Origin of the sequence: Alloalcanivorax xenomutans (assembly GCF_900217905.1) — a bacterium.
Taxonomy (GTDB): Bacteria; Pseudomonadota; Gammaproteobacteria; order Pseudomonadales; family Alcanivoracaceae; genus Alloalcanivorax; species Alloalcanivorax xenomutans.
Window position 1 is genome coordinate 93,336 of the sequence record NZ_OBMO01000004.1, and the last position, 21,139, is coordinate 114,474.

21 protein-coding genes and 1 tRNA gene are annotated in these 21,139 nt (G+C 62.6%); 16 read left to right on the plus strand and 6 right to left on the minus strand.

Annotated elements, in window-relative coordinates:
- Nucleotides 1-95 precede the first annotated feature (95 nt).
- Nucleotides 96-509: a PaaI family thioesterase gene (locus CRO06_RS04435; RefSeq protein WP_022996157.1), complete on the plus strand. Its 414-nt coding sequence runs from the start codon at nt 96-98 to the stop codon at nt 507-509.
- On the opposite strand, the gene CRO06_RS04440 is transcribed toward CRO06_RS04435, so the two are convergent.
- From CRO06_RS04440 to CRO06_RS04465, 6 genes are all read right to left on the minus strand, one after another.
- Complete coding sequence (locus tag CRO06_RS04440; RefSeq protein WP_143247714.1) at nt 502-3,951, minus strand: translocation/assembly module TamB domain-containing protein; 3,450 nt, start codon at nt 3,949-3,951, stop codon at nt 502-504. The two genes, CRO06_RS04435 and CRO06_RS04440, sit on opposite strands and share 8 nt — an antisense overlap.
- Nucleotides 3,952-3,965: 14 nt before the next feature.
- The gene (locus CRO06_RS04445) at nt 3,966-5,741 is read right to left on the minus strand and encodes an autotransporter assembly complex protein TamA (protein ID WP_022996155.1); all 1,776 of its coding nucleotides are present in this window, start codon (nt 5,739-5,741) and stop codon (nt 3,966-3,968) included.
- A gap of 356 nt (nt 5,742-6,097) precedes the next feature.
- Nucleotides 6,098-6,652, minus strand: a complete 555-nt coding sequence (locus CRO06_RS04450; RefSeq protein WP_022996154.1) for a response regulator transcription factor — start codon at nt 6,650-6,652, stop codon at nt 6,098-6,100.
- Nucleotides 6,642-7,835 carry a sensor histidine kinase gene (locus tag CRO06_RS04455; protein WP_097057820.1) on the minus strand — a complete coding sequence of 398 codons (1,194 nt, stop codon included), beginning with the start codon at nt 7,833-7,835 and terminating at the stop codon, nt 6,642-6,644. Before CRO06_RS04455 ends, CRO06_RS04450 begins: the two co-directional genes overlap by 11 nt.
- A 275-nt stretch (nt 7,836-8,110) precedes the next feature.
- Nucleotides 8,111-8,404, minus strand: coding sequence for a PA4642 family protein (locus CRO06_RS04460; protein WP_022996152.1), 294 nt, complete (start codon nt 8,402-8,404; stop codon nt 8,111-8,113).
- Between the two features lie 141 nt (nt 8,405-8,545).
- Entirely contained in the window at nt 8,546-8,923 is a 378-nt protein-coding gene (locus tag CRO06_RS04465) for an HU family DNA-binding protein (protein ID WP_022996151.1), read from the minus strand.
- A gap of 399 nt (nt 8,924-9,322) precedes the next feature.
- Here CRO06_RS04465 and aspS point away from each other — a divergent pair, with 399 nt between their 5' ends.
- The 15 genes from aspS (at nt 9,323) to CRO06_RS04540 (ending at nt 21,063) form a co-directional block, all read left to right on the plus strand.
- Nucleotides 9,323-11,086 carry an aspartate--tRNA ligase gene (gene aspS / locus CRO06_RS04470; RefSeq protein ID WP_097057821.1) on the plus strand — a complete coding sequence of 588 codons (1,764 nt, stop codon included), beginning with the start codon at nt 9,323-9,325 and terminating at the stop codon, nt 11,084-11,086.
- A 37-nt stretch (nt 11,087-11,123) separates the two neighbouring features.
- Complete coding sequence (locus CRO06_RS04475; RefSeq protein WP_022996149.1) at nt 11,124-11,858, plus strand: YebC/PmpR family DNA-binding transcriptional regulator; 735 nt, start codon at nt 11,124-11,126, stop codon at nt 11,856-11,858.
- 135 nt (nt 11,859-11,993) lie between these two features.
- Nucleotides 11,994-12,512 (plus strand): crossover junction endodeoxyribonuclease RuvC, encoded by a 519-nt coding sequence (gene ruvC, locus CRO06_RS04480; protein WP_026949694.1) that lies wholly within the window; start codon nt 11,994-11,996, stop codon nt 12,510-12,512.
- Nucleotides 12,509-13,111 (plus strand): Holliday junction branch migration protein RuvA, encoded by a 603-nt coding sequence (ruvA, locus tag CRO06_RS04485; RefSeq protein ID WP_063140254.1) that lies wholly within the window; start codon nt 12,509-12,511, stop codon nt 13,109-13,111. The genes ruvC and ruvA overlap by 4 nt, the downstream gene beginning before the upstream one ends.
- Nucleotides 13,112-13,194: 83 nt before the next feature.
- The gene (gene ruvB / locus CRO06_RS04490; protein ID WP_022996146.1) at nt 13,195-14,223 is read left to right on the plus strand and encodes a Holliday junction branch migration DNA helicase RuvB; all 1,029 of its coding nucleotides are present in this window, start codon (nt 13,195-13,197) and stop codon (nt 14,221-14,223) included.
- Nucleotides 14,216-14,659: a tol-pal system-associated acyl-CoA thioesterase gene (ybgC, locus tag CRO06_RS04495; RefSeq protein ID WP_097057822.1), complete on the plus strand. Its 444-nt coding sequence runs from the start codon at nt 14,216-14,218 to the stop codon at nt 14,657-14,659. The genes ruvB and ybgC overlap by 8 nt, the downstream gene beginning before the upstream one ends.
- On the plus strand, nt 14,652-15,338 hold the full coding sequence (gene tolQ / locus CRO06_RS04500; RefSeq protein ID WP_097057823.1) for a protein TolQ: 687 nt from the start codon (nt 14,652-14,654) through the stop codon (nt 15,336-15,338). Before ybgC ends, tolQ begins: the two co-directional genes overlap by 8 nt.
- Nucleotides 15,339-15,368: 30 nt before the next feature.
- The gene (gene tolR / locus CRO06_RS04505; protein ID WP_022996144.1) at nt 15,369-15,794 is read left to right on the plus strand and encodes a protein TolR; all 426 of its coding nucleotides are present in this window, start codon (nt 15,369-15,371) and stop codon (nt 15,792-15,794) included.
- Entirely contained in the window at nt 15,791-16,594 is an 804-nt protein-coding gene (locus tag CRO06_RS04510; protein WP_097057824.1) for a TonB family protein, read from the plus strand. The genes tolR and CRO06_RS04510 overlap by 4 nt, the downstream gene beginning before the upstream one ends.
- Nucleotides 16,591-17,868 carry a Tol-Pal system beta propeller repeat protein TolB gene (tolB, locus tag CRO06_RS04515; protein WP_022996142.1) on the plus strand — a complete coding sequence of 426 codons (1,278 nt, stop codon included), beginning with the start codon at nt 16,591-16,593 and terminating at the stop codon, nt 17,866-17,868. Before CRO06_RS04510 ends, tolB begins: the two co-directional genes overlap by 4 nt.
- Nucleotides 17,869-18,011: 143 nt before the next feature.
- Nucleotides 18,012-18,584: a peptidoglycan-associated lipoprotein Pal gene (gene pal, locus CRO06_RS04520; protein ID WP_022996141.1), complete on the plus strand. Its 573-nt coding sequence runs from the start codon at nt 18,012-18,014 to the stop codon at nt 18,582-18,584.
- A 72-nt stretch (nt 18,585-18,656) separates the two neighbouring features.
- Entirely contained in the window at nt 18,657-19,382 is a 726-nt protein-coding gene (ybgF, locus tag CRO06_RS04525; protein ID WP_231504739.1) for a tol-pal system protein YbgF, read from the plus strand.
- Nucleotides 19,383-19,562: 180 nt separating this feature from the next.
- The gene (gene queE, locus CRO06_RS04530; protein ID WP_097057825.1) at nt 19,563-20,204 is read left to right on the plus strand and encodes a 7-carboxy-7-deazaguanine synthase QueE; all 642 of its coding nucleotides are present in this window, start codon (nt 19,563-19,565) and stop codon (nt 20,202-20,204) included.
- Between the two features lie 32 nt (nt 20,205-20,236).
- A complete protein-coding gene (gene queC / locus CRO06_RS04535) occupies nt 20,237-20,923 on the plus strand; it encodes a 7-cyano-7-deazaguanine synthase QueC (protein ID WP_022996138.1) in 687 nt (228 codons plus the stop codon).
- Nucleotides 20,924-20,987: 64 nt separating this feature from the next.
- Nucleotides 20,988-21,063 (plus strand) — tRNA-Lys (locus tag CRO06_RS04540).
- Nucleotides 21,064-21,139: the final 76 nt, after the last annotated feature.

The following is a 21,139-nucleotide window of genomic DNA, read 5'->3' on the forward strand; positions in this document are numbered from 1 at the left end:
TAGTCGGCCCGGCGCTGACACCGGTACGCTTCCCGTCAAAGCGGGCCTCTGGCACCATTTGCCAATCGCCGACTGAAGAAAGAAGGAAAACAACAGTGCTGAGCGCGCAGGAAGTACAGACCATTATGTACAACGGCTTGCCTTCGGCGGCCGATACCGCTTTGCAGGTGGAGTGGGTGGAAGGGAACCGGGCCCGGGTGCGTTATCCGTTTAAGCCGTCCATGATCCGCCCCGGCGGCACCATTTCCGGCCCGACCATGATGGGGTTGGCGGATTCCGCCATGTACGCGGTGATTCTGGGCCGGCTCGGGGCGCTGGAAATGGCGGTGACGCAAAACCTGAATATCAACTTTCTCAGCAAGCCGGCGCCGGTGGACATGATCGCCGACGCCGAGATCATCCGGCTGGGACGGCGCTCGGCGGTACTGGAAGTGCGTCTCTACAGCGTCGACAGCGATGACATGGTGGCCCATGTCACCGGCATCTACGCACTGCCGGCGACTACCTGAACTCCTTTTCCCAGATCAGATCGAGGGCCTGGCTCTTGCTGCTGGACTGGGCTTCCAGGTGCAGTTGCCGGGTCAGGGTGTAACGCAGCATCACCGTGGAGATGGCGTCGAAGATTCCCACGGCGTAGGTCAGGTACAGGCGCTCGGAGATTTGTTTGCCGAGCATCAGCGCGGCGTCCTCGGCGCCACCCCAGTCGCTGCCGATGGTGACTTCATCCAGCCCCAGGGTTTCACTGAGTTTTCTTGTCACGCCGCTACCCTGCAGGCCGTAAATCGCCAGTGCCTGGGCCACCATGGCGGCATCGCTTTGATTGGCGTTGCTGAGCCCGCGGCCGGTGAGCAGGTAGGACATCGCCTCGCTCTCCTCCAGGGTTGGATCGGAGAAGATCAGCGCCTTCGGCTGCTGCAGGGTGCCGCTGATACGCACCCCCACCACCAGGCTTTCACTGGGAATCTTGCGGATGGCGAGGATATCCAGGCCCGGGTTCTCCGGCGGCCCCTGGAACATCAGGCGGCCGTTGTCGATGGCCAGGTTCTGGCCGTAGGCGCGGTAACGGCCTTCCTTGATGGTCAGGTTGCCGTTGAGCTGGGCCGGTTGATCCACCTTCTGACTCACTCGCAGATCGCCGCCCAGGGTGGCGGTGAGACCGAAGCCCTCGAAGCTGACCTTGTCGCCCAGTACCACGTCCACCGACATGGCGAAGGGCAGCGGCGCACGGTCCTCGGTCTCGGCGTCGATAATCACCTGGTCCGCACTCACCGACACAGCGCTTTCCGGTAGTTCGCGGGGCTCAAGGTGAGCCTCGGGCACGGTCAGGGTGCCGTCCAGGGTGAGATCCTGACCGTTGCCCTGAAGCCGCAGGGCCGGGCTGACCCAGACCTTGGCGTCCGGGCGGTTGGCCACCTGCAGGCGCTCGCCATCGATGTTGAGCGTGACCGCCAGCGGCGACACCTCCGGTCGCCACTCGCCGTCCAGGGTCAGGGTGCCTTCGCCGAACCGGGCGCGCCCGTCCAGGCGCAACCCGGCGGCATCGCCGGCGGCGGTAAAGGTGATCTCCTCCATGGCGATCCCCAGTTCCGGCACACTGGCGCGGCCGCCGGTGAGATCGATCTGGCCGCTTAATCGTGGCGCGTCCTGTGTGCCACTGAGGTTCAATTCGCCACGGACGGCGCCGTTCAGCTCGCCGATTTGCGGGATCAGGGCGGCGAAGTCATCGAGTTTGGGAATATCCAGACGCAGCCGGCCGTCAACCGGAGCCGCCGCGCTCAGGCGAGTGTTCAGCTCCGCGTCCAGGGAGCCGTGTCCGGCCACCACCAGGGCCAGTTGGCTGGCCAGACTGCCTTGTTGGAGGGTGCCGTCGAGACGGGCGGTATCCAGGTCGAAGACATGGTCCTGTCCGACATCGCGCACGGTCAGCCGGGTGTGGTCGGCGCTCAGGGTCCATTCTCCGTTGGCGGCGGCCAGGGTGCCGGAGAAGCGGCTGTCCAGGTTGATCTCGCCGGCCAGACTGAGCTGGTCGCCGAGCCAGGGATTCAACAGCGTCAGCGGCAAGCGCGCGAGCCGGGCTTCGGCGTTGAAGCGGCCGCCGTCGCCATGTTCACCGCCGAGGCAGAGACGGCCCTCGCCACTTTGGCGCTGCAGGCACAGTGTTTCCAACTGCTGCCGGGCGGCGCTGACGCTGAACGGCGCCGGCGTATCCAGCGCCCAGTTGCCGGCACGCGGTTCACCGAGCCGCCACTGCTCGACCCGGCCGTGCCAGCGCCAGTCCTGGCTCAGCGCCGCCTGCAGGGCAAGTTCCAGCTCGGCGGCATCCTGGTGGGCGGCGATCGTCACCCTGTGATTCGAGCGGGTGCCCTGAACCGCCAGCGTCACTTGCTCCAGGCGTTGCTCGGCGCCCTGACTCACCGGGCCCAGGGTCACGTTCAGGCTTTGCTGGCCGTTGCCGGGCGTCAGGTTGTTGAAACGGGCATCAAGGCGGGGCAGCTGCCAATCTTCCCAGGCCAGTTGCTGGCCACTCAGTTCACCGCTGAGCAGCGGGTTTTCCAAGGTGCCGGCCAGCCGCCAGCGCAAATCAAGGGCGCCGCGGGCCGGACCTTGCCACGCTGACAAATCCGCCACCGTGGCGGTTCCCGCCAGCGCCAGCCGTTCCCCCACCTTGCCTTCGGCGGTGATCCGGTCCTGGCCCCAGCGGCCATTCAGCGTCAGGCTCAGATCGCCGCCGGCGGGCTGGCTGGCCTTGCCGGTCAGAGAAACCGGTTTCTTTTGCAGGGTGCCGGTGAGGGACAAAGGGTCCACGCTGACGCGCCAATCGTCATCACGCCAGTGTCCTTTGCTTTGGGCGCGCAGGGTCAGATTGCCGGGCCAGTCCGGTGCCACCAGCGCCGGGTCGAGGGCGTCGCCATTGACGTTGAGGTCCCAGGCCAGACCCTTCTCATAGGACAGACTGCCGGTGGCATTGAGACGTTGGCCGGCGCCTTCCAGATGCAATTGCTTCAAGGCCATGGACCGGGTGCTGGCGGTGGCGTCCAGATTCAGCTTGAGCGGGTGGCCGTCCGCTTCCAGGTCGGCTTGGCCCTGGATTTGGAGGGCATCGAGGGGGCCCACGGTGGTCAGTTTGCCGGCGCCCAGCTGCACCGGCACGGGAGTGTCCACCGGCAGTGCCTGGGCCGGCCATTCATGGATCAGATCCAGATTCAGGGTGTGATCCCGCCAGGCGAGGCTGCCGTTAGTGCTCAGCGTCAGCGGCGCGCTGAGGTCGTGGCTGAGGTTCAGTTTGTCCAGGTCGCCACGGAAAATCAGCCGGCCACCCAGCCGAGGCGCGCCATCGTCTCCCGCGGCGGGGCGGCGCCAGAGCAGATCGCCCTGGGCCGGAAAGGGCGCGTGCAGGTTACCGGAGAGGCTGGCGTCCAGGCGGGTGTCGGCCACGGTGAGCGCGATCCGTGGCAGGTTCAGACGTTGCCAGGCGGCCCATTGCTGCCCTTCCAGATCCCGCAGTTGCAAGTTGGTGGCGCCTTCCAGAATCAGCTCGTTCAACGAGAAGGTATCGATGCGCACGCCCAGGGGCAGGGCGATGCTCTCGGGCAGGGTGAACGGTGTGTCATCCGGTGGTTGATCCGCAGGGGAGGGCGGTATATGCACCCTTACCCGGTCGGCGTGCAGTTCGCCCAGATACAGCCAGCCACGCAAGGCTTCCAGCGGCGCCAGCGAGAGACGCAGCTGGTGAAGGTCCACCACCAGCTCATCCTGGCGGTATTGCAAATGCGCCACTTGCGCGCCACTGAGCAAATTGCCTTGCCAGTCCTCAATGGTGAGTTCGCCGGGCAATACCGGTTTGACCCGCTCCAGTACCCAAAGATTGCCGGCCCGGGAGGCGAGCAGTCCGTAGACGCCGGCTATCAACAGCAGCGGCAGCAGGATTACAACCAGAAGAGCGATTTTCAAGCCGCGCCAGCGCTTCACAGGTCCGGCCCCATACTCAGGTGCAGCCGCCAGGTGTCGCCGCCGCTGAGGCCGCGGGCCAGATCCAGACGGATTGGTCCCAGCGGCGAGCGCCAGCGCACGCCGAAGCCGGCGCTGCGTTCCACGTCATAGTCGTTGAAGTCATTGAAGGCGTTGCCGGCGTCGGAGAACACCGCCAGGCTCCACTGCCGGCTGATCGGGCGATCGTATTCGACACTGGTCACCAGCAGGTGGCGACCGCCGATGACCTCGTCATCATCATTGGTGGGCCCCAGGGATTCGTAGGCGAAGCCGCGCACGCTGGAGTCACCGCCGGCGAAAAAACGCAACGAGGCAGGCAGGTTGCGGACGTTATCGATTTCGGTGTAACCGACCTCGGCGCGGGTCAGCAGACGGCCCTTGCCCAGCGGCACGACCAGCTTGGCCCAGCTGTCCGCCTGCACGAAGCTGGATGACGACGCCAGCGACTCATGGGCGCCGCGCACCTTGACTCCCAGCCGCCAACCCCAGCGCGGGTAGATCGGATCATCGGAGTGAACGCGGCTGATCTGGATACCGGGCATGATCAGTTCGATGTGATCGGCCTGGTCGGCCACGTCGAAGTTCTCTTGCAGATATTCCAGCGAAGTGGTGACCACCCACTTCGACGGCAACTCGCGAATGTAGTCGACCCCGGTACTGATCGTCTCACTTTCGCGGGTGTCGGTGATTTCGTTCAGGTAGCGGGTGTGCAGATCCAGCCGTTCGGTATTGGGATCGCGCAGGGGAATCTGGTAGTTGGCGCCGACCCCCTGACGCAAGTCGGACAGCTCGGTTTCCGCCCGGGCACGATGACCGGCGCTGTTGATGCGCCGATTCTCGATCCCCAGCCGCAGCCGCGGCCCGGTATCGGTGCTGACCCCGACCCCGGTGAGCAGCGCCCAGCGGTTGCGCATGGTCAGATTGATACCGACATCGATGGTTTTGCTGTCGGCGTTGACCTTGCTGCGTTCCAACCGCGCGGCGCTGAAATAGCTGGTGCCCATATAAGCCTGTTGGGTCGCCAGCAAGCGTTCGTTATTGAACGGCTCGCCACTGGCGAAACGCAGATAGGCGTTGACCAGGCGCGGGTCCAGAGGAACCTCGTTGATGATGATCTCGCCCACGCTGTAGCGCGGGCCGCTGTCCACCACCATTACCACCCTGGCCCGATGCCGGGCGCGGTCCACTTCCAGGCGATGGGTGGACAGACTGCCCTCGGCGTAGCCGCGATCGATCAGTAACTGTTGCAGCCGTCGTTTCAATGCTTCGTAGCGGTCGTGGCGCAACGGATCGCCGGGGGACAGGCTGGCCTTGTCGATGGCGTTCTGGAAGGCGGGATCCTGTTGCGCCTCGCCATTGAAAGTGATCGACAGGGTTTCCACCTTGGTGCGGGGCCCGGGGGTGATGGTGAGCGTAACGCCGAAACAGGCGTCGCCGGTGGCGTCCCGCCATTGCGGCACGATGTCCGGCTGGTAATACCCCAGTGCCTGCATCGCCTCCTCTGACCGGTTGCGAACCTGGCGCAGAATCAGCGCCTTCTGGCCGGGACCCGGCTGACAGGCGGCATCGTCCAGACCCACCAGTACGCGCACGTTGTCGCGCACCTCATCACGCAGGTCGCCCTTGATGGTCAGCACTGGCTCTTTGTCCGCCGCCCGGGCCGGGGCGTTGACGGTAAAAGCCAGCACCAGGGGCAGTCCGGAGAGCAGGGCGCGGAGCGCAAGGGGCCGGCGGCGGCGTTCGGTCCTCATAGCACAATGACAACTCGGCGGTCAGACAACGGGCAACCGGTTTGGTCGTGGTTGGGGCAAGGCGTGCGCGTGATGGCATCCCGGCGGCGGCAAACTCTATCCCTGATCATGATGATGCTACTTCGGTTTCGCCCCTTGCTTGGCCTGGACGGTAGCGCCAGACCCTGACTCTGGAAAGACTACTGGAGGAGTTTAGCGGAAAGCCAGTGGAAGCAGGATTGTTTCACATTTGGGCAGGACGCTGGACGCCGGACGCTATAGAAAACCGGGCCGTAGTGCATTGCGGATATAGATAAGCGTTTTAAATGCTTGTGAGAGGCGGTGGGCCCGGTTCTTCATCTTTTGGTGTCCAGCCGTCACGGCCGTTCCCGTTCGTATTGCACCGGGCTGGGACGTTTCTTCAGACGCCGCTGCAAGGTACGCCGATGAATGCCGAGCGCGGCGGCGGCGTGGGAGATGTTGCCGCCGTGGGCGTCCAGTACCCGCTGGATATGCTCCCATTCCAGCCGCTGCAATGATGGCGGCGAGTCCGGCAGGGACTCCATTTGCGCCGGGTCGCGTCGCAGCGCGTCGAGAATATCGCCGGCACCGGCGGGCTTGGTCAGATAATTATGGGCGCCGCGGCGGGTGGCGGCCACGGCGGCGGCAATGCTGCCGTAGCCGGTCAGCACCAGAATCCGGCATTGGGGGAAATGCGTCAGTAACGGGGCAATCAGATCGAGCCCGTTGTCGACGCCCAGATTCTGATCCAGCACCGCCGCGTCCAGGGTGGGCAGAGAGGCCATGCACTGACGCGCCTGCTCGGCATCGGCGGCCAGGGTCACGCTCAGGCCGTGGCGTTCCAGCGCCCGGCGGGTCTGTGTCGCCAGTAACTCGTCATCTTCCACCAGCAGCAGGGTTTCAAGCGCCATAACCACTCCAGCGAATGCGGGCCTGGGTCCATTGTCGGCTGAATTCCATCTCCAGCCGCGCGTCCAGGTTTTCCAGGGTACTCTCCACCAGTGCCAGGCCGATGCCCATCCCCTCGCGGCCGGGCCGCTCCGGATGATCCGGTCCGTCGTCGCTGATCTGCAGGAGCCACCCCTCCGGCGCTGTGTCCAACTGAATCGCCAGCGTACCGGCTCCGGCGTCGATGGCGTTGTAGCCGAGATTGGCAAGCACCCGGAACCAGTCGCTGGCTTGTCTGAGCACGGCGTGGTCGGGGCCCTGATGCCGGATCTCCAGGGTGGGTTGCAGATGTCTCAGGTGCAGGTGCAAGCGGTCGACCAGGGCGGGGAACGCGATGTCCTCGGGAACGTCATGGTGGTCGGCCCGGCGCAGCTTGCCGGCTACCTGCCGGGCCAATGCGTGGATTTGCTCCAGGTCGGCGCGGGTGGTGTCGGACAACCCGGGCTCCTGCAAGGCGTTATCGCTGATCATCACCAGGCTGCTCAACGGCGTGTTGAGTTCGTGGGCCTGGTGGGCCAGTGTCGCCGCCACCTGGTACATGCGCTCGCGGCGTCCGGCCAGTTCCATGGCCTTGTCCTGCTGACGCTGCTGTTGCCGGGTCAATGCCTGGATCACCTGACCAAGGATGGAAAGCGTCACCGCCAGCGCGGCGAAGGCCACCGCCATGCCGATATTGTGCAGGGCGCTCAGTTCCCGGGTGAGAGCGTGCAGCGCGGTATGGGGGGCGGGCATGTGGTGCCACTGGCTCACCGTCATATAACCGGTCAGGGCGAGAATCAGCACCAGACCGTTGGCCATGGGGGGCAGAGTCATGCCAGCCATCAAGACCGGTACCAGCAGGTAAAAGGTCATCGGGTTGCTGGCACCGCCGAACAGTTGCACCACGGCGAGAAACAGCATCACGTCCATGGCCAGCTCCACCGCCAGCAGACGTTGCTGAGGGCGGGGATCCAGGTTCAATGTCAACAGGGTCAGCAGATTGGGCAGCAGCAACGCGCCCAGCCACAGCAGTGGCGTGAGTGACAACGGCACCAGCGCTGAAAACTGGCGCAATACCAGCAGCGCCAGGGCAAGGGCGATTACCAGCACCGCCCGCAGCCAGAGCATGCGGCGGCGCCAGACTACGTAGGGAGGCAATCCGGTCATGGTCGCGATTGTACCTGGGCCGGCGTCGAGGAGGTGCGGCTTTTTGCCACTGCCCTCCCTGGCGGTGGCCCTCCGGGCCGTCGTTGGCACGACGTCGTGAATCGTTCCGGACGATTCTTTTTGCCACCGCGATCTCTGGCGGTGGCCTTCCGGGCCGGCTTGATCAAGCCCGGCTACGAAGCCGCTGTGGGAGCTTGCCCTGCAAGCGAATGTCCCGCGCCGGGAGGCCAATGCGCCGGCAGGGCAAGCTCCTGCGGCGGCCTTGTGGCGACCTCTCAGCCGCCGGCCTGTTCCAGCACGGCGATGTAGTCGTCGTTCTTGCCGTGGCCGCGCATCACCTCGATCAGGGTGCGGCCCTTGTCATCCCGGGCGCGCAGGTCTCGGCCCTGTTCGATAAAGAAGGCCAGGAAACGCTCGAAGTCCTCCACGCGCAGGGCGCGATAGGCGCGAATCAGCACATGAAAATCGGCGTTTTCGCCTTCCTCGGGAGGCAGGTCCAGAAACAGTCTGATTTGTTCATCGGTCATCGGTTCGCCGATGACTTTGCGTTTGTCCTTGCGTTCAGCCATGTCGTGTCACCTTGGGAATGCTTAGCTCCGGGGGCGGGGGATTATAGGGGGTTGTGCGGCGACTCGCATCTGCTGTGCGGAACGGGCGGGAAGGGGAGGGAGAAAGCCTGGCCGCGAGGTGTTCCCGGCCAGGCCAGCGGATCAGCCCGCCATATCCTTGAGCTTTTTCAACGGACGGATTTTTACCACGGTGCGGGCCGGTTTGGCCGCGAAGGTGGTTTCCTGACCGGTGAAAGGGTTGATGCCCTTGCGGGCCTTGGTCGCCGGTTTCTTCTGGGTGACGACTTTGATCAGACCCGGCAGAGTGAACTGGCCAGCGCCGCGCTTCTTCAGATGACCTTCCATGACCACGGCCAGCTCATCAAAGACGGCATTGACGTCTTTTTTGGTGAGACCGGTGGTTTCACTGATCTGAGTAACGATTTGGGTTTTGGTCATCGGCTCGGCGATGGCTTTCACGGCTCGGGCCTTGGGAGTGGAGCTGGCGGTTTTCTTCACCGCTTTTTTCTTTGCAGCCATAGGATCGTTTACCCCTGTGTTTGATGACTTCCTGGAGAAGGTTGTTTAGTTGCTTCCCTGTCAGGGTACCCCTGGACTGCCTGACTCAGAGGCACGACTGAGCTGGTGCGCAGTCAGTTATATGCCAACGTTTCCCGACGTACAAGGCGTCCGGTACCTATTTTTTGCGGTGTTTGGCGTGCTTTGGCGGCTTTTTACAGATTCACGGCAACACCGGCACCGAAATTGGGCGACGGTGAAGCGGGTACCCGGCTTTCCGGCAAACCCGCCGGATGGTCCCTCGCGCGCCGGATGGCATGGCCCGGCCGCCGCTGAATCGCTATACTAGGCCGCCTTTTTCGGGCCCTGCCGGTGATGGGCCGGGGCCGGCCAAAACGAACTCAAGACTGGACTGTGGACATGCGAAGCCATTATTGCGGTGATTTGCGGGCCTCCCATGATGGGGAGACGGTGGAACTGTGCGGCTGGGTACATCGCCGTCGCGATCACGGCGGGGTTATTTTCCTGGACGTGCGTGACCGCACTGGTCTGGTGCAGGTGGTGTTCGATCCCGACACGGTGGACGCTTTTGCCCTGGCTGACAAAGTTCGTGGCGAATACGTGCTGAAAATCACCGGCCGGGTGCGGCTGCGTGACGAAGCGGTGCGTAATCCGCGCATGGCCACCGGCGATATCGAAGTGCTGGGCAAGGCGCTGACCATTCTCAACGAAGCGCAGACGCCGCCGTTCGAACTGGACGAGTATTCCGCCGCTGGTGAGGAAGTGCGGTTGAAATACCGCTATCTGGATCTGCGCCGACCGGAAGCCCTGCAGCGTTTCCAGTTCCGTTCCCGGCTGACGCACGCGGTGCGCGCTTTCCTGGAAAAGGAAGGTTTCATGGACGTGGAAACCCCGGTGCTGACCCGGGCCACGCCGGAGGGGGCGCGGGATTATCTGGTGCCCAGCCGTACCCATGCCGGCAGCTTCTTCGCGCTGCCGCAGTCCCCGCAGCTGTTCAAGCAGTTGCTGATGGTGGCCGGTTTCGATCGCTACTATCAGATCGCCAAGTGCTTCCGTGACGAGGACCTGCGCGCTGATCGTCAGCCGGAATTCACCCAGATCGATCTGGAAGCGTCCTTCGTCGAGGAAGAGGACATCATGGGCGTGGCCGAGCGCATGGCCCGTACTCTGTTCCGTGAGTTGCTGGATGTGGAGTTGCCCGAGTTTCCGCGCATGACGTTCGCCGAGGCGATGAGCCGCTATGGTTCCGACAAGCCGGATCTGCGCGTGCCGATGGAATTGGTGGATATCGCCGATCTGATGGGTGGCGTGGAGTTCAAGGTGTTCGCCGGCCCGGCCAAGGATCCCAAAGGCCGGGTAGTGGCGCTGAAAGTGCCTGGTGGCGCCGACCTGTCCCGCAAGGAAATCGACGAATACACCAAGTTCGTCGGTATCTACGGCGCCAAGGGGCTGGCCTATGTGAAGGTCAACGACCTGGCCGCCGGCGCCGAAGGGCTGCAATCCCCGATTCTCAAATTCCTCACCGAGGACGCCATCAAGGGCATCCTGGAACGGACCGGGGCGGCCACTGGCGACCTGATCTTCTTCGGTGCCGACAAGGCCAAAGTCGTCAATGAAGCGATGGGGGCGTTGCGGGTCAAGGTCGGTCATGAGCGTGGTCTGGCCGAGGGCGACTGGAAACCGCTGTGGGTGGTGGACTTCCCCATGTTCGAGGAAGAAGACGGCCGCTATTATGCGCTGCACCATCCGTTCACCATGCCCAAGTGTGACCCCGGAGAACTGAAGAGCAACCCGGAAGGCGCGCTGTCGCGGGCCTACGATATGGTGCTCAATGGCACCGAACTGGGCGGCGGTTCCATCCGTATTCATCGCCCGGATATGCAGCAGACCGTGTTCGAGGCGCTGGGTATCGACGAACAGGAAGCACGGGAGAAATTCGGTTTCCTGCTCGACGCGCTGAAATACGGTGCACCGCCTCACGGCGGTCTGGCCTTCGGCCTGGACCGCATGGTGATGCTGATGACCGGCAGCGACTCGATTCGTGAAGTGATTGCGTTCCCGAAAACCCAGACCGCGGCCTGCCTGATGACCAACGCGCCTTCTCCGGTGGACAATCAGCAGCTGCGTGAAGTGGGCATCAGCGTTCGCAAGGCGGACAGCTGAAAGAACAACACAGGAATATCAAGGAAAGGGGGCCTCAATGGCAGGTCATAGTAAATGGGCCAATATCAAACACCGCAAGGCGGCTCAGGACGCCAAGCGCGGTAAGATCTTCACCAAGCTGATTCGAGAGATCACCGTGGCCGCCCGCATGGGCGGCGGCGAGATCAACGATAACCCGCGTCTGCGGGCGGCGGTGGACAAGGCGCTGACCAACAATATGACCCGGGATACCATCGACCGGGCGATCAAACGTGGCGCCGGCGGTGACGACAGCGCCAACATGGAAGAGATCACCTACGAAGGTTACGGCAAGGGTGGCGTGGCGGTGCTGGTGGAAACCATGACCGACAACGTCAATCGCACCGTGGCCGAAGTGCGTCATGCCTTCTCCAAGTTTGGTGGCAATCTTGGTACCAGCGGTTCGGTGGCGTTTCTGTTCACCAAGCGCGGCGAAATCTTCTTCGAGCCCGGCGTGGACGAAGAAAAGCTGATGGAACTGGCTCTGGAAGCCGGCGCCGAGGACGTGGAAGAAAACGACGACGGCAGTTTCCTGGTGGTGACCGCTCCGGATCGCAGCTTCGGTGACGTGGTCGACGCGCTTAAGGCGGGCGGCCTGGAGCCGGTGGATGCCGAGGTCACCATGCATCCATCCACCAGTGCGGAGATGGACGCCGACACCGCCGAGACCGTGGGCAAGATGGTCGACCACCTGGAAGATCTGGACGACGTACAGAACGTCTATACCAACGCTGAGTGGCCGCAACAGGAATAAACGATATCGCGGTCCTATCCATGGGAAGGGCCATGCGGGAAAGGATCGCGATACTGGACATAAGAACAGCGGAAAGGTTATATGAGGCAGGTAAACGGCTACCTGCCTTTTTATTATGAGAATCGGCTGGACTCTATGACCATTTTGCTCGGTATCGACCCAGGCTCCCGGCACACTGGCTACGGTGTCATCGAGCAACAGGGTAATCGCAGCCGCGCTTTGACCTTCGGTACCATCAGTACCAGCGGTGAGGATATCGCGCCGCGCCTGGGACAGATTTTCACCGGGCTGACCGAACTGCTGACACGCTTTCAGCCGGCGGAAATCAGCATTGAGAAGGTGTTCATGGCACGCAACGCGGATTCCGCGCTGAAGCTGGGTCAGGCCCGGGGCGCCGCGCTGGCGGCTCTGGTGCAAAGTGGCGCGCCAATATTCGAGTACTCCGCCCGCCAGGTGAAACAGGCGGTGGTGGGGCGTGGCGGCGCCGAGAAGGTTCAGGTGGCGGAAATGGTCCGGCATTTGCTGGGTTTGGACAAACGCCCGCAGGCGGATGCCGCCGATGCTCTGGCCATCGCCCTGTGTCATGCGCACATGCGCGTATCGCTGGCACGCATCGCCGGTGCCAGCGCGGTACGACGAAGACGGATACGATGATCGGACAACTCAAAGGACAACTGCTGGACAAACGCCCGCCCTGGCTGCTGCTGGATGTGGGCGGTGTCGGCTACGAAGTGGAAGCGCCGATGACGGTGTTCTATGACTTGCCGGAAGTCGGGGCCTCGTTGACGCTGCATACGCATTTCGTGGTGCGTGAGGACGCCCAGCTGCTGTACGGCTTCAACAGCCGTTATGAGCGCGAACTGTTCCGCAGCCTGATCAAGGTAAATGGTGTCGGTCCGAAAATGGCGCTGGCGATTCTTTCCGGCATTGAAGCGGATCGGCTGGCCGCTTGTATCCGTGATCAGGACACCAGCTCCCTGGTGAAGGTGCCGGGTATCGGCAAGAAAACCGCCGAGCGTTTGGTTATCGAGATGTCCGATCGCCTGGACAAGCTGGAAGGCGCGCCGGCGATGCCGCCGGGACGGGTGTCCCAGAGCGGCGCCAATGGCGTTCGTGACGACGCGGTGGCGGCGCTGGAAGCCCTGGGCTATCGCAACAAGGACGCGGTGGCGGCGGTGGCCCGCGCGGCGGAGGCCGGGGAGGAGACCAGCGAAGGTCTTATTCGCCGGGCTCTGCGGGGGCTGGCAAAGTGATGTCCTGTAAAGAGTGATGCCCCCGCACCATCAAGGCCGATGCTCTGGCTCTATTGCTCTATTAAAGAAGGTGTAATGTCACCATGGACAACGATCGCCTGATTTCCTCCAGCGCTTCGGACCCCCGGGAAGAGCAGCACGACCGGGCGATCCGGCCCGCCAATCTGGCCGATTACAACGGGCAGCCCAAGGTGAGGGAGCGGCTGGAAATTTTCATCGACGCCGCCCGCGGGCGCGGCGAGACGCTTGATCACACCTTGATTTTCGGACCGCCCGGGCTGGGGAAGACCACGCTGGCCCATATCATCGCCCGGGAAATGGGCTCGGAATTGAAATCCACCTCCGGCCCGGTGCTGGAAAAAGCCGGGGATCTGGCCGCCATCCTCACCAATCTGGAAGAGGGCGATGTGCTGTTCGTGGATGAGATCCACCGCCTGTCGCCGGTGGTGGAAGAGATTCTCTATCCCGCCATGGAAGACTTCCAGCTGGACATCATGATCGGCGAAGGACCGGCCGCCCGTTCCATCAAACTGGACCTGCCGCCATTCACCCTGGTTGGCGCCACCACTCGCGCCGGCCTGCTTACCGCGCCGTTACGTGACCGCTTCGGTATCGTGCAGCGGCTGGAATTCTATAACGTCGACGACCTGTCCCGTATTGTCGCCCGCTCCTGCGACATCCTTGCCATTCCCGTGGATGAAAGTGGTGCCCGGGAAGTGGCGCGCCGCGCCCGGGGCACGCCGCGGATCGCCAACCGGCTGCTGCGCCGGGTGCGGGACTATGCCGAGGTGAAAGGTGATGGCCGCATCGTCGGACCGGTGGCGGAAGCGGCGCTGGATATGCTGGAGGTGGACAGCCACGGTCTGGATGGCACCGATCGGCGGTTGCTGAACATGATGATGCATAAGTTCGACGGCGGTCCGGTGGGGTTGGACTCGTTGGCGGCGGCCCTCAACGAGGACGCCGGAACCCTTGAGGAAGTGGTGGAACCCTATCTGATTCAACAGGGTTTCATACAACGCACGTCGCGGGGCCGGCAGGTGACCAATCACGCCTGGCGCCACTTCGGGCTGCGTCGCCCGGGGAGTGATGGAGATTTGTTTAATGACTGAAAAATCTTCGAAGGATCAGGATTTTGTCCTACCGGTGCGGGTCTATATCGAAGACACTGACGCCGGCGGTATCGTCTATTACGTGAACTATCTGAAGTTCATGGAACGGGCCCGTACCGAATATTTGCGCTCCCTGGGCTACCAGCATTACGGGTTGTCCGAGGAGAATTATCAGTTCGTGGTGCATTCCTGCCAGGTGCGCTACCACAGTCCGGCGCGGATTGATGACGCCCTCGGTGTCAGCGCCGGACTGCGCCACCTGGGGAAAGCGACGTTGCTGTTCGCCCAACAGGTGCGCCGCGGAGATCAGCTTCTGTGTGAAGCGGAAATCAAAATAGCCTGTGTCAGTGCCGACGGTATTCGCCCGAAAGCGTTGCCGGCGCCGCTGTACCAAAGATTCAAGGCCGAATATCGAGGAGAACGGGCCAATGATTGAAGCCTCCGACATGTCCATTGCCTCCCTGGTGCTGCATGCCGGGCCGGTGGTGAAGGCGGTAATGCTGGTGCTGCTGTTCGCCTCCCTGTTCTCCTGGTATGTGATCATTACCCGCTATCGGGTATTGAGCCGGGCGCGCAAAGCGGGGCAGGCGTTCGAGGAAAAATTCTGGTCCGGCGGTGATCTGGCCAGCCTGTATAACCAGGTGCGCAAGAAATCCAACCCGGACTCCGGCACCGAGGCGATTTTCCGCGCCGGGTTCCAGGAATTCGTGCGGTTGTCGAAGACGTCCCGGGACAGTGACGCGGTGATGGACGGTGCCCAGAGGGCCATGCGCGTGGCGCTGCAGCGGGAAGAGGCGAGGCTGTCCCGTTATCTGCCATTCCTGGCGTCAGTGGGTTCCACCAGTCCTTACATCGGCCTGTTCGGCACGGTGTGGGGCATCATGCATTCTTTCCGCGCCCTGGCCAATGTGACCCAGGCCACGCTCAGCGTGGTGGCGCCGGGTATCGCCGAGGCGCTGGTGGCTACCGCCATTGGCCTGTTCGCGGCGATTCCGGCGGTGATGGCCTACAACCGTTACGCTTCTCTGTCTGACTCCCTGGTGGGCAACTGCGAAATGTTCGCCGAGGAGTTTTCCGCCGTTCTCCACCGTCAGGCCCATAGCCGGGAGGAGTAGATAGTGGCCCGATACCGACCTTCTTCAGGTATGCGCAGGCATACTCCGCGGAAGCTGGCCGCGGAGATGAACGTGGTGCCCTACATCGACGTGATGCTGGTGCTGCTGGTGATCTTCATGGCCACCGCGCCGATGATGACCCAGGGGGTCTCCGTGGACCTGCCTCAGGCCAACAGCGCGCCGCTGCCGACGGAAAATGACGAGCCGGTGATGATCGCGGTGGCCGCCGATGGCGGTTACTACATTAATGTCGGCGACGACAGTGAAGCCGCCACTGACCTGGAAGCCTTGACCCAGCGGGTCACCGCCATTCACAACGAGAAGCCGGAAACCTTGTTCCTGGTGCGCGGTGATCAGAACGTGCCCTATGGCAAGGTAGTGGTACTGATGTCGGAGCTGCAAAGCGCCGGTGTCACCAAGCTGGGCCTGGTGACCGACCCAGCGGAGTTGCCATGAGTGACCGTGGGGTAGGCGCGGGGCTGTCCCTGTTCCTGCACCTGTTGGTGCTGGGAATGGTGCTGTTTACCTGGACCTCCGAGCCGGAACTGCGCCGTCCCCCGAAGATTCCTCCCCATGTGATGGCGGTGGTCACCGATCAGACCGAGCGGGCGGCGGCGCCCACTCGTCCCGAGCCCAAGCAAGAGAAGCCGGCGCCCAAGCCGCAGCCCAAACCAGAGCCGCAGCCTGAACCGAAACCGAAACCGAAACCGGAACCGAAGCCTGAGCCGAAGCCGGAACCCAAACCGAAACCCGAGCCGAAACCGAAGCCCGAACCCAAGCCGGAGCCAAAGAAGCCGGAACCGAAACCCAAAGCGGATGCGAAGCCGAAATCGGAGCCGCTGCCCAAATTCGAGCAGCCGGACATGGAGGAACTGCTGGCTCAGGAACGGTTGGAGATGGCTCGTCAGGGTAAGAAGCAGGACCAGGAGAACCCCGGCAGCGGTGACCCGGACAGCAAAGTGGAACAGGAAACCGCCAGCTATATTGACGCCATCTCCTCGGCGGTGGCCCAACGCTGGCGCATTCCCGGCAACTACCGTAACCGGAACGACATCCGTACCCGGGTGCGTATCCGTATGGTTCCCGGTGGGGATGTGGTCAATGTGGATGTGGTGAAGTCCAGCGGTTACCCGGACTTCGATGATTCCGTGGTCAAGGGCGTGCAATTGGCCAGCCCCCTGCCGGTGCCGAAAGGTGACGGTTTTGAAGCGTTCCGAACGCTTGTGCTCGAATTCGAACCTGGAGATGCCAAATGAAGCGACTGATATTGGCCCTGGTCCTGGCGACACTGACGGTGGCCGCGCGGGCCGAGCTGTTGATCAAGGTGACCGAAGGACGGGTGGATGCGGTGCCGATCGCCATCGTGCCTTTTGACGGCGACAACGAGGCACCGGAGCAGGTGTCCGCCATTGTCGAGGCGGACCTGCACCGCAGTGGTCAGTTCAAGCCGCTGCCGGCAAAGAACATGCTCAGCCGGCCGCACACCAAGGACGCGATCATCTACCGGGATTTCCGCGTGCTCGGCCAGGAGTACCTGGTGATCGGCCATACCAAGCCGCGGGACGACGGCCGCTACGAAGTGACCTATGGCCTGTACGACGTGGGCCGCCAGCGTGAACTGTTCAGTGAAAGCTACAGTCCCACCAAAGCGCAATTGCGTGACGTGGCCCACGCCATCTCCGATCGCATCTATGAAGAGCTCACCGGCATTCCTGGTGCCTTCTCCACCAAGATCCTTTATGTCACCCATAACCGTGGCGCCAAGCTGCCTTATCAACTGCAGTACGCCGATGCCGACGGTCATCGGGTGAAGACCATTCTGTCCAGTGCCGAGCCGATCATGAGCCCGTCCTGGTCACCGGATGGCAGCAAGATCGCCTATGTCTCCTTCGAGAACAACGGCAAGCCGAACATTTACGTTCACGATCTGGCCAGCGGGCAGCGTTCCGTGGTCAGCCGGGAGCGGGGCATCAACGGCGCTCCGTCCTGGTCACCGGACGGTCAGCGGCTGGTGATCACTCTGTCCAAGGATGGTAATCCGGAACTGTATATGGTGAATGTGAATGGCGGCGGGTTGACCCGGCTGACGGACAACTACGGTATCGATACCGAGGCGCGCTGGATGCCCGACGGCGAGCACGTGGTGTTCACTTCCAGCCGTTCCGGCGGTCCGCAGATCTACATGCTCAATATCAACGACCGGTCCGCCCGGCGGGTCTCCTTCGAAGGCAATTACAACGCCCGTCCGGATGTCACCCCGGATGGCCGGTATCTGGTTTATGTGCACCGTCGCAATGGCAGTTTCAACGTCGGCGTGCAGGACCTGCAACGGGGTACGTTCGATATTGTGACTCAGACCAATATGGATGAGTCGCCCAGTGTTGCGCCTAATGGAAGTATGGTAATTTACGGTACGCAACGTCGCGGCACGGGGGTCCTGGAGGCCGTATCCATCGATGGCAGAGTCAAGGTAGAGCTGCCGTCGAAGGAAGGGGAAGTCAGGGAACCGGCCTGGTCGCCGTTTCTGTAGATGCTGACTCGCATCTCAGGTGTCCGGCCCAGGGTGAGCCACGCGTCAGCGTTGTCACTGACGGGCCGGGGACGGATGCGGAGGTTTCTCCATAAACGGGTCTCAGTGTTCGAAATTACAGGAAATTAATCAGGAGTTTTGTCATGCGTTCATTCGTCAATCCTTTGTTTGCCGTCATTCTGGCCGGCGTTCTTGCCGCCTGTTCCAGCACGCCCACCGAGCAGGACACGTCCGCCACGGACACCTCCGGCATGGATTCCCAGACCGGTACCACTCAGCCGGTTCAGCGTCCCGAGTCCACCCGCCCTGACACCAGCAGCGTTCCGTTGACCGCGGATAACTTCCATAACCATCCGTCCAACTACGACGGCACCACCGATACTCGTGTGATCTACTTCGCATTCGACAGCAATACCGTTCCGGCGGCTGCTTTCGAAACCCTGCGCGCTCACGCGACTTACCTGAAGAACAACGCCAACGCCAAGCTGCGTCTGGAAGGCCATGCCGACGAGCGCGGTACCCGTGAGTACAACGTGGCTCTGTCCGAGCGTCGTGCCCAGGCGGTACAGAAGTTCCTGCGCGTTCAGGGCGTATCCTCTTCCCAGCTGGAAGTGGTGTCCTACGGTGAAGAGAAGCCCGCCGCTTTCGGTCACAGCGAAATGGACTGGGCGAAAAACCGTCGCGTTGAACTGAACTACGTGGCAGGCCGTCCGTAAGCCATGATGTTGAAGCAGGCCATCCATAGACTCGGAACACATGGGTTCATCGGTGCCCTGCTTGCGGGGGCCGTGATTACTGCGCAGGCGCAGACCGGCCCTCTGTCCGTGGAGGACCGCGGTGGTTCACGGGGCGGTGCCCGCACCGTCGCCGCGGAATCCACTGGCGGTAACGACGGCGTGATCATCCTGATGCAGCAAATGCAGCAGTATGAGGAACAGCTTCAGGATTTACAGGGTCAGATAGAGCGTCTGCGTCACGAACTGGATCGGCTCAAAGCCGCCGAGCGCGAACGCTATCTGGACCTGGATACCCGAATCAATGCCCTGGCGGAGAGTACCGCGCCGGCTTCGGCCGATGACGAGAACGCCACTGGGGATGGAGAGGAAGGCGGTGAGCCGGCGGTGGACCCACAAGCCGATCGCCAGGCCTACAATGACGCCCAGCGCAAATTGCTGGACCGTGACTTCGAAGGGGCTGTACCAGCCCTGGAAGCCTATCTGAAAGAATATCCGAATGGCCGCTATCGTCCGCAGGCCCATTTCTGGCTGGGTGAAGCCTATTCCAATCTGAAATCGCCAAGACTGACCCAGGCACGGGAACAGTTCTCCAAGGTGGTGGACGATTATCCGGATCACAGCCGGGCGCCCACCAGCCTGTACAAACTGGCCAGCCTGCAGGCGCGGGGTGGCAGTACCGTCCAGGCTCGCGACACTCTGAATCGCCTGGTCAAACAGTATCCGGATTCCTCCGAGGCCGAGCTGGCCAAAGCCATGCTCAAGCAACTGGGCAACTGAACCGCCCGCCCGGCGCCGGGGAGCCCCCGGCGCCTTCCCTGTGTTAGAATGCGCGCCGTTCCGGGGCCTGATCCCGACCCCGAATGATTCCGCCCTGTTCCGGGCGGCCATCCGTATCCGCCAACAATGAATATGAAGAGCCGCGGCGCAACCCGTATTCGCCGCCGCTCAGGAGCCACAGTGGAACTGCGTATCACCGAGATTTTTCACTCTCTGCAGGGAGAAGCCCGCAGTGTGGGACGGCCCACCGTCTTCGTGCGGCTGACCGGCTGTCCCCAGCGTTGCGTCTGGTGTGATACGGAATACGCCTTTCAGGGCGGGCAAAAGTGGTCGCTGGACGATATTCTCGAGACCGTGGATGGCTACGGCACCGGCTACGTCACCGTGACCGGCGGCGAACCGCTGGCGCAACCCAACTGTCTGCCGCTGCTGACGCTTTTGTGCGACCGGGGCTATGAGGTGAGCCTGGAAACCGGCGGCGCCATGGATATCGCCGGAGTGGACGAGCGGGTCTCGGTGGTGATGGATCTGAAGGCGCCGGGCTCCGGTGAGCAGCACAATAATCGGCTGGAAAACATTCCGCTGCTGCGGCCGAACCATCAGGTGAAGTTCGTGCTGGCGGACCGTCGCGACTACGACTGGGCCCGCTTCATGCTTGATCAGCATCAATTGGCGCGGCGGGTGTCCGATGTGCTGTTCTCGCCGGTACAGGGGCAGCTGTCACCGACCGACCTGGCGGACTGGATCGTGCGGGACCGCTTACCGGTACGCTTCCAGATTCAACTGCATAAATTACTGTGGAATGATGCTCAGGGGCGCTGAGCCCCAGGAGCCGCGATGATGGAGAACACAACATGAGCACCGCCGTGGTACTGCTGTCCGGGGGCCTGGATTCCGCCACCTGTCTGGCCATGGCGCGGGCCGACGGGCACCGCTGTCACACCATCGCCTTCGACTATGGCCAGCGCACCCGCTCGGAGTTGGACGCCGCCGAACGGGTTTCCCGCGCTCTGGGCGCGGAGTCTCACCGGGTGATCGAACTGGGGCTGGGAAACATCGGCGGTTCCGCGCTCACCGACCATGACATCGCGGTGCCGGAAGACGTACCGGAAGAAGAGGGCGACGGCATTCCGGTGACCTATGTGCCGGCGCGCAACACGGTGTTTCTGTCGCTGGCGCTGGGACTGGCGGAAGTCCTGGAAGCCGATGTTATTTATATCGGTGTCAACGCGGTGGATTATTCCGGCTACCCGGATTGCCGGCCGGCGTTCATTGAAGCGTTTCAGAACATGGCCAACCTGGCTACCAAGGCCGGGGTGGAAGGGCATCCGATCCGTATCGCCACGCCGCTGATGAATTTGTCCAAGGCGGATATCATTCGGGAAGGGACCCGGCTGGGGCTGGATTATGGTCTCACGGTGTCCTGTTATCAGGCCGACGAAGAGGGGCGGGCCTGTGGACGCTGCGACAGTTGCCGGCTGCGCCGCCAGGGCTTTGAGGAAGCATTGGTCAAAGATCCGACAAAGTATCAGGGAGCATGAAAAAAATCCCGGCTCCCCCCTTGTCATGCCGAAATAAATCCGTATTATTTGCGCCTCGTTCGACGGGTCGTTAGCTCAGTTGGTAGAGCAGTTGGCTTTTAACCAATTGGTCGTAGGTTCGAATCCTACACGACCCACCAATTTCCAAGAGGGCTGCCGCCAGGCAGCCCTTTTTTTTTGACCGCCGTCAGCATGGGGTGGTTTTGCGACAGTGGA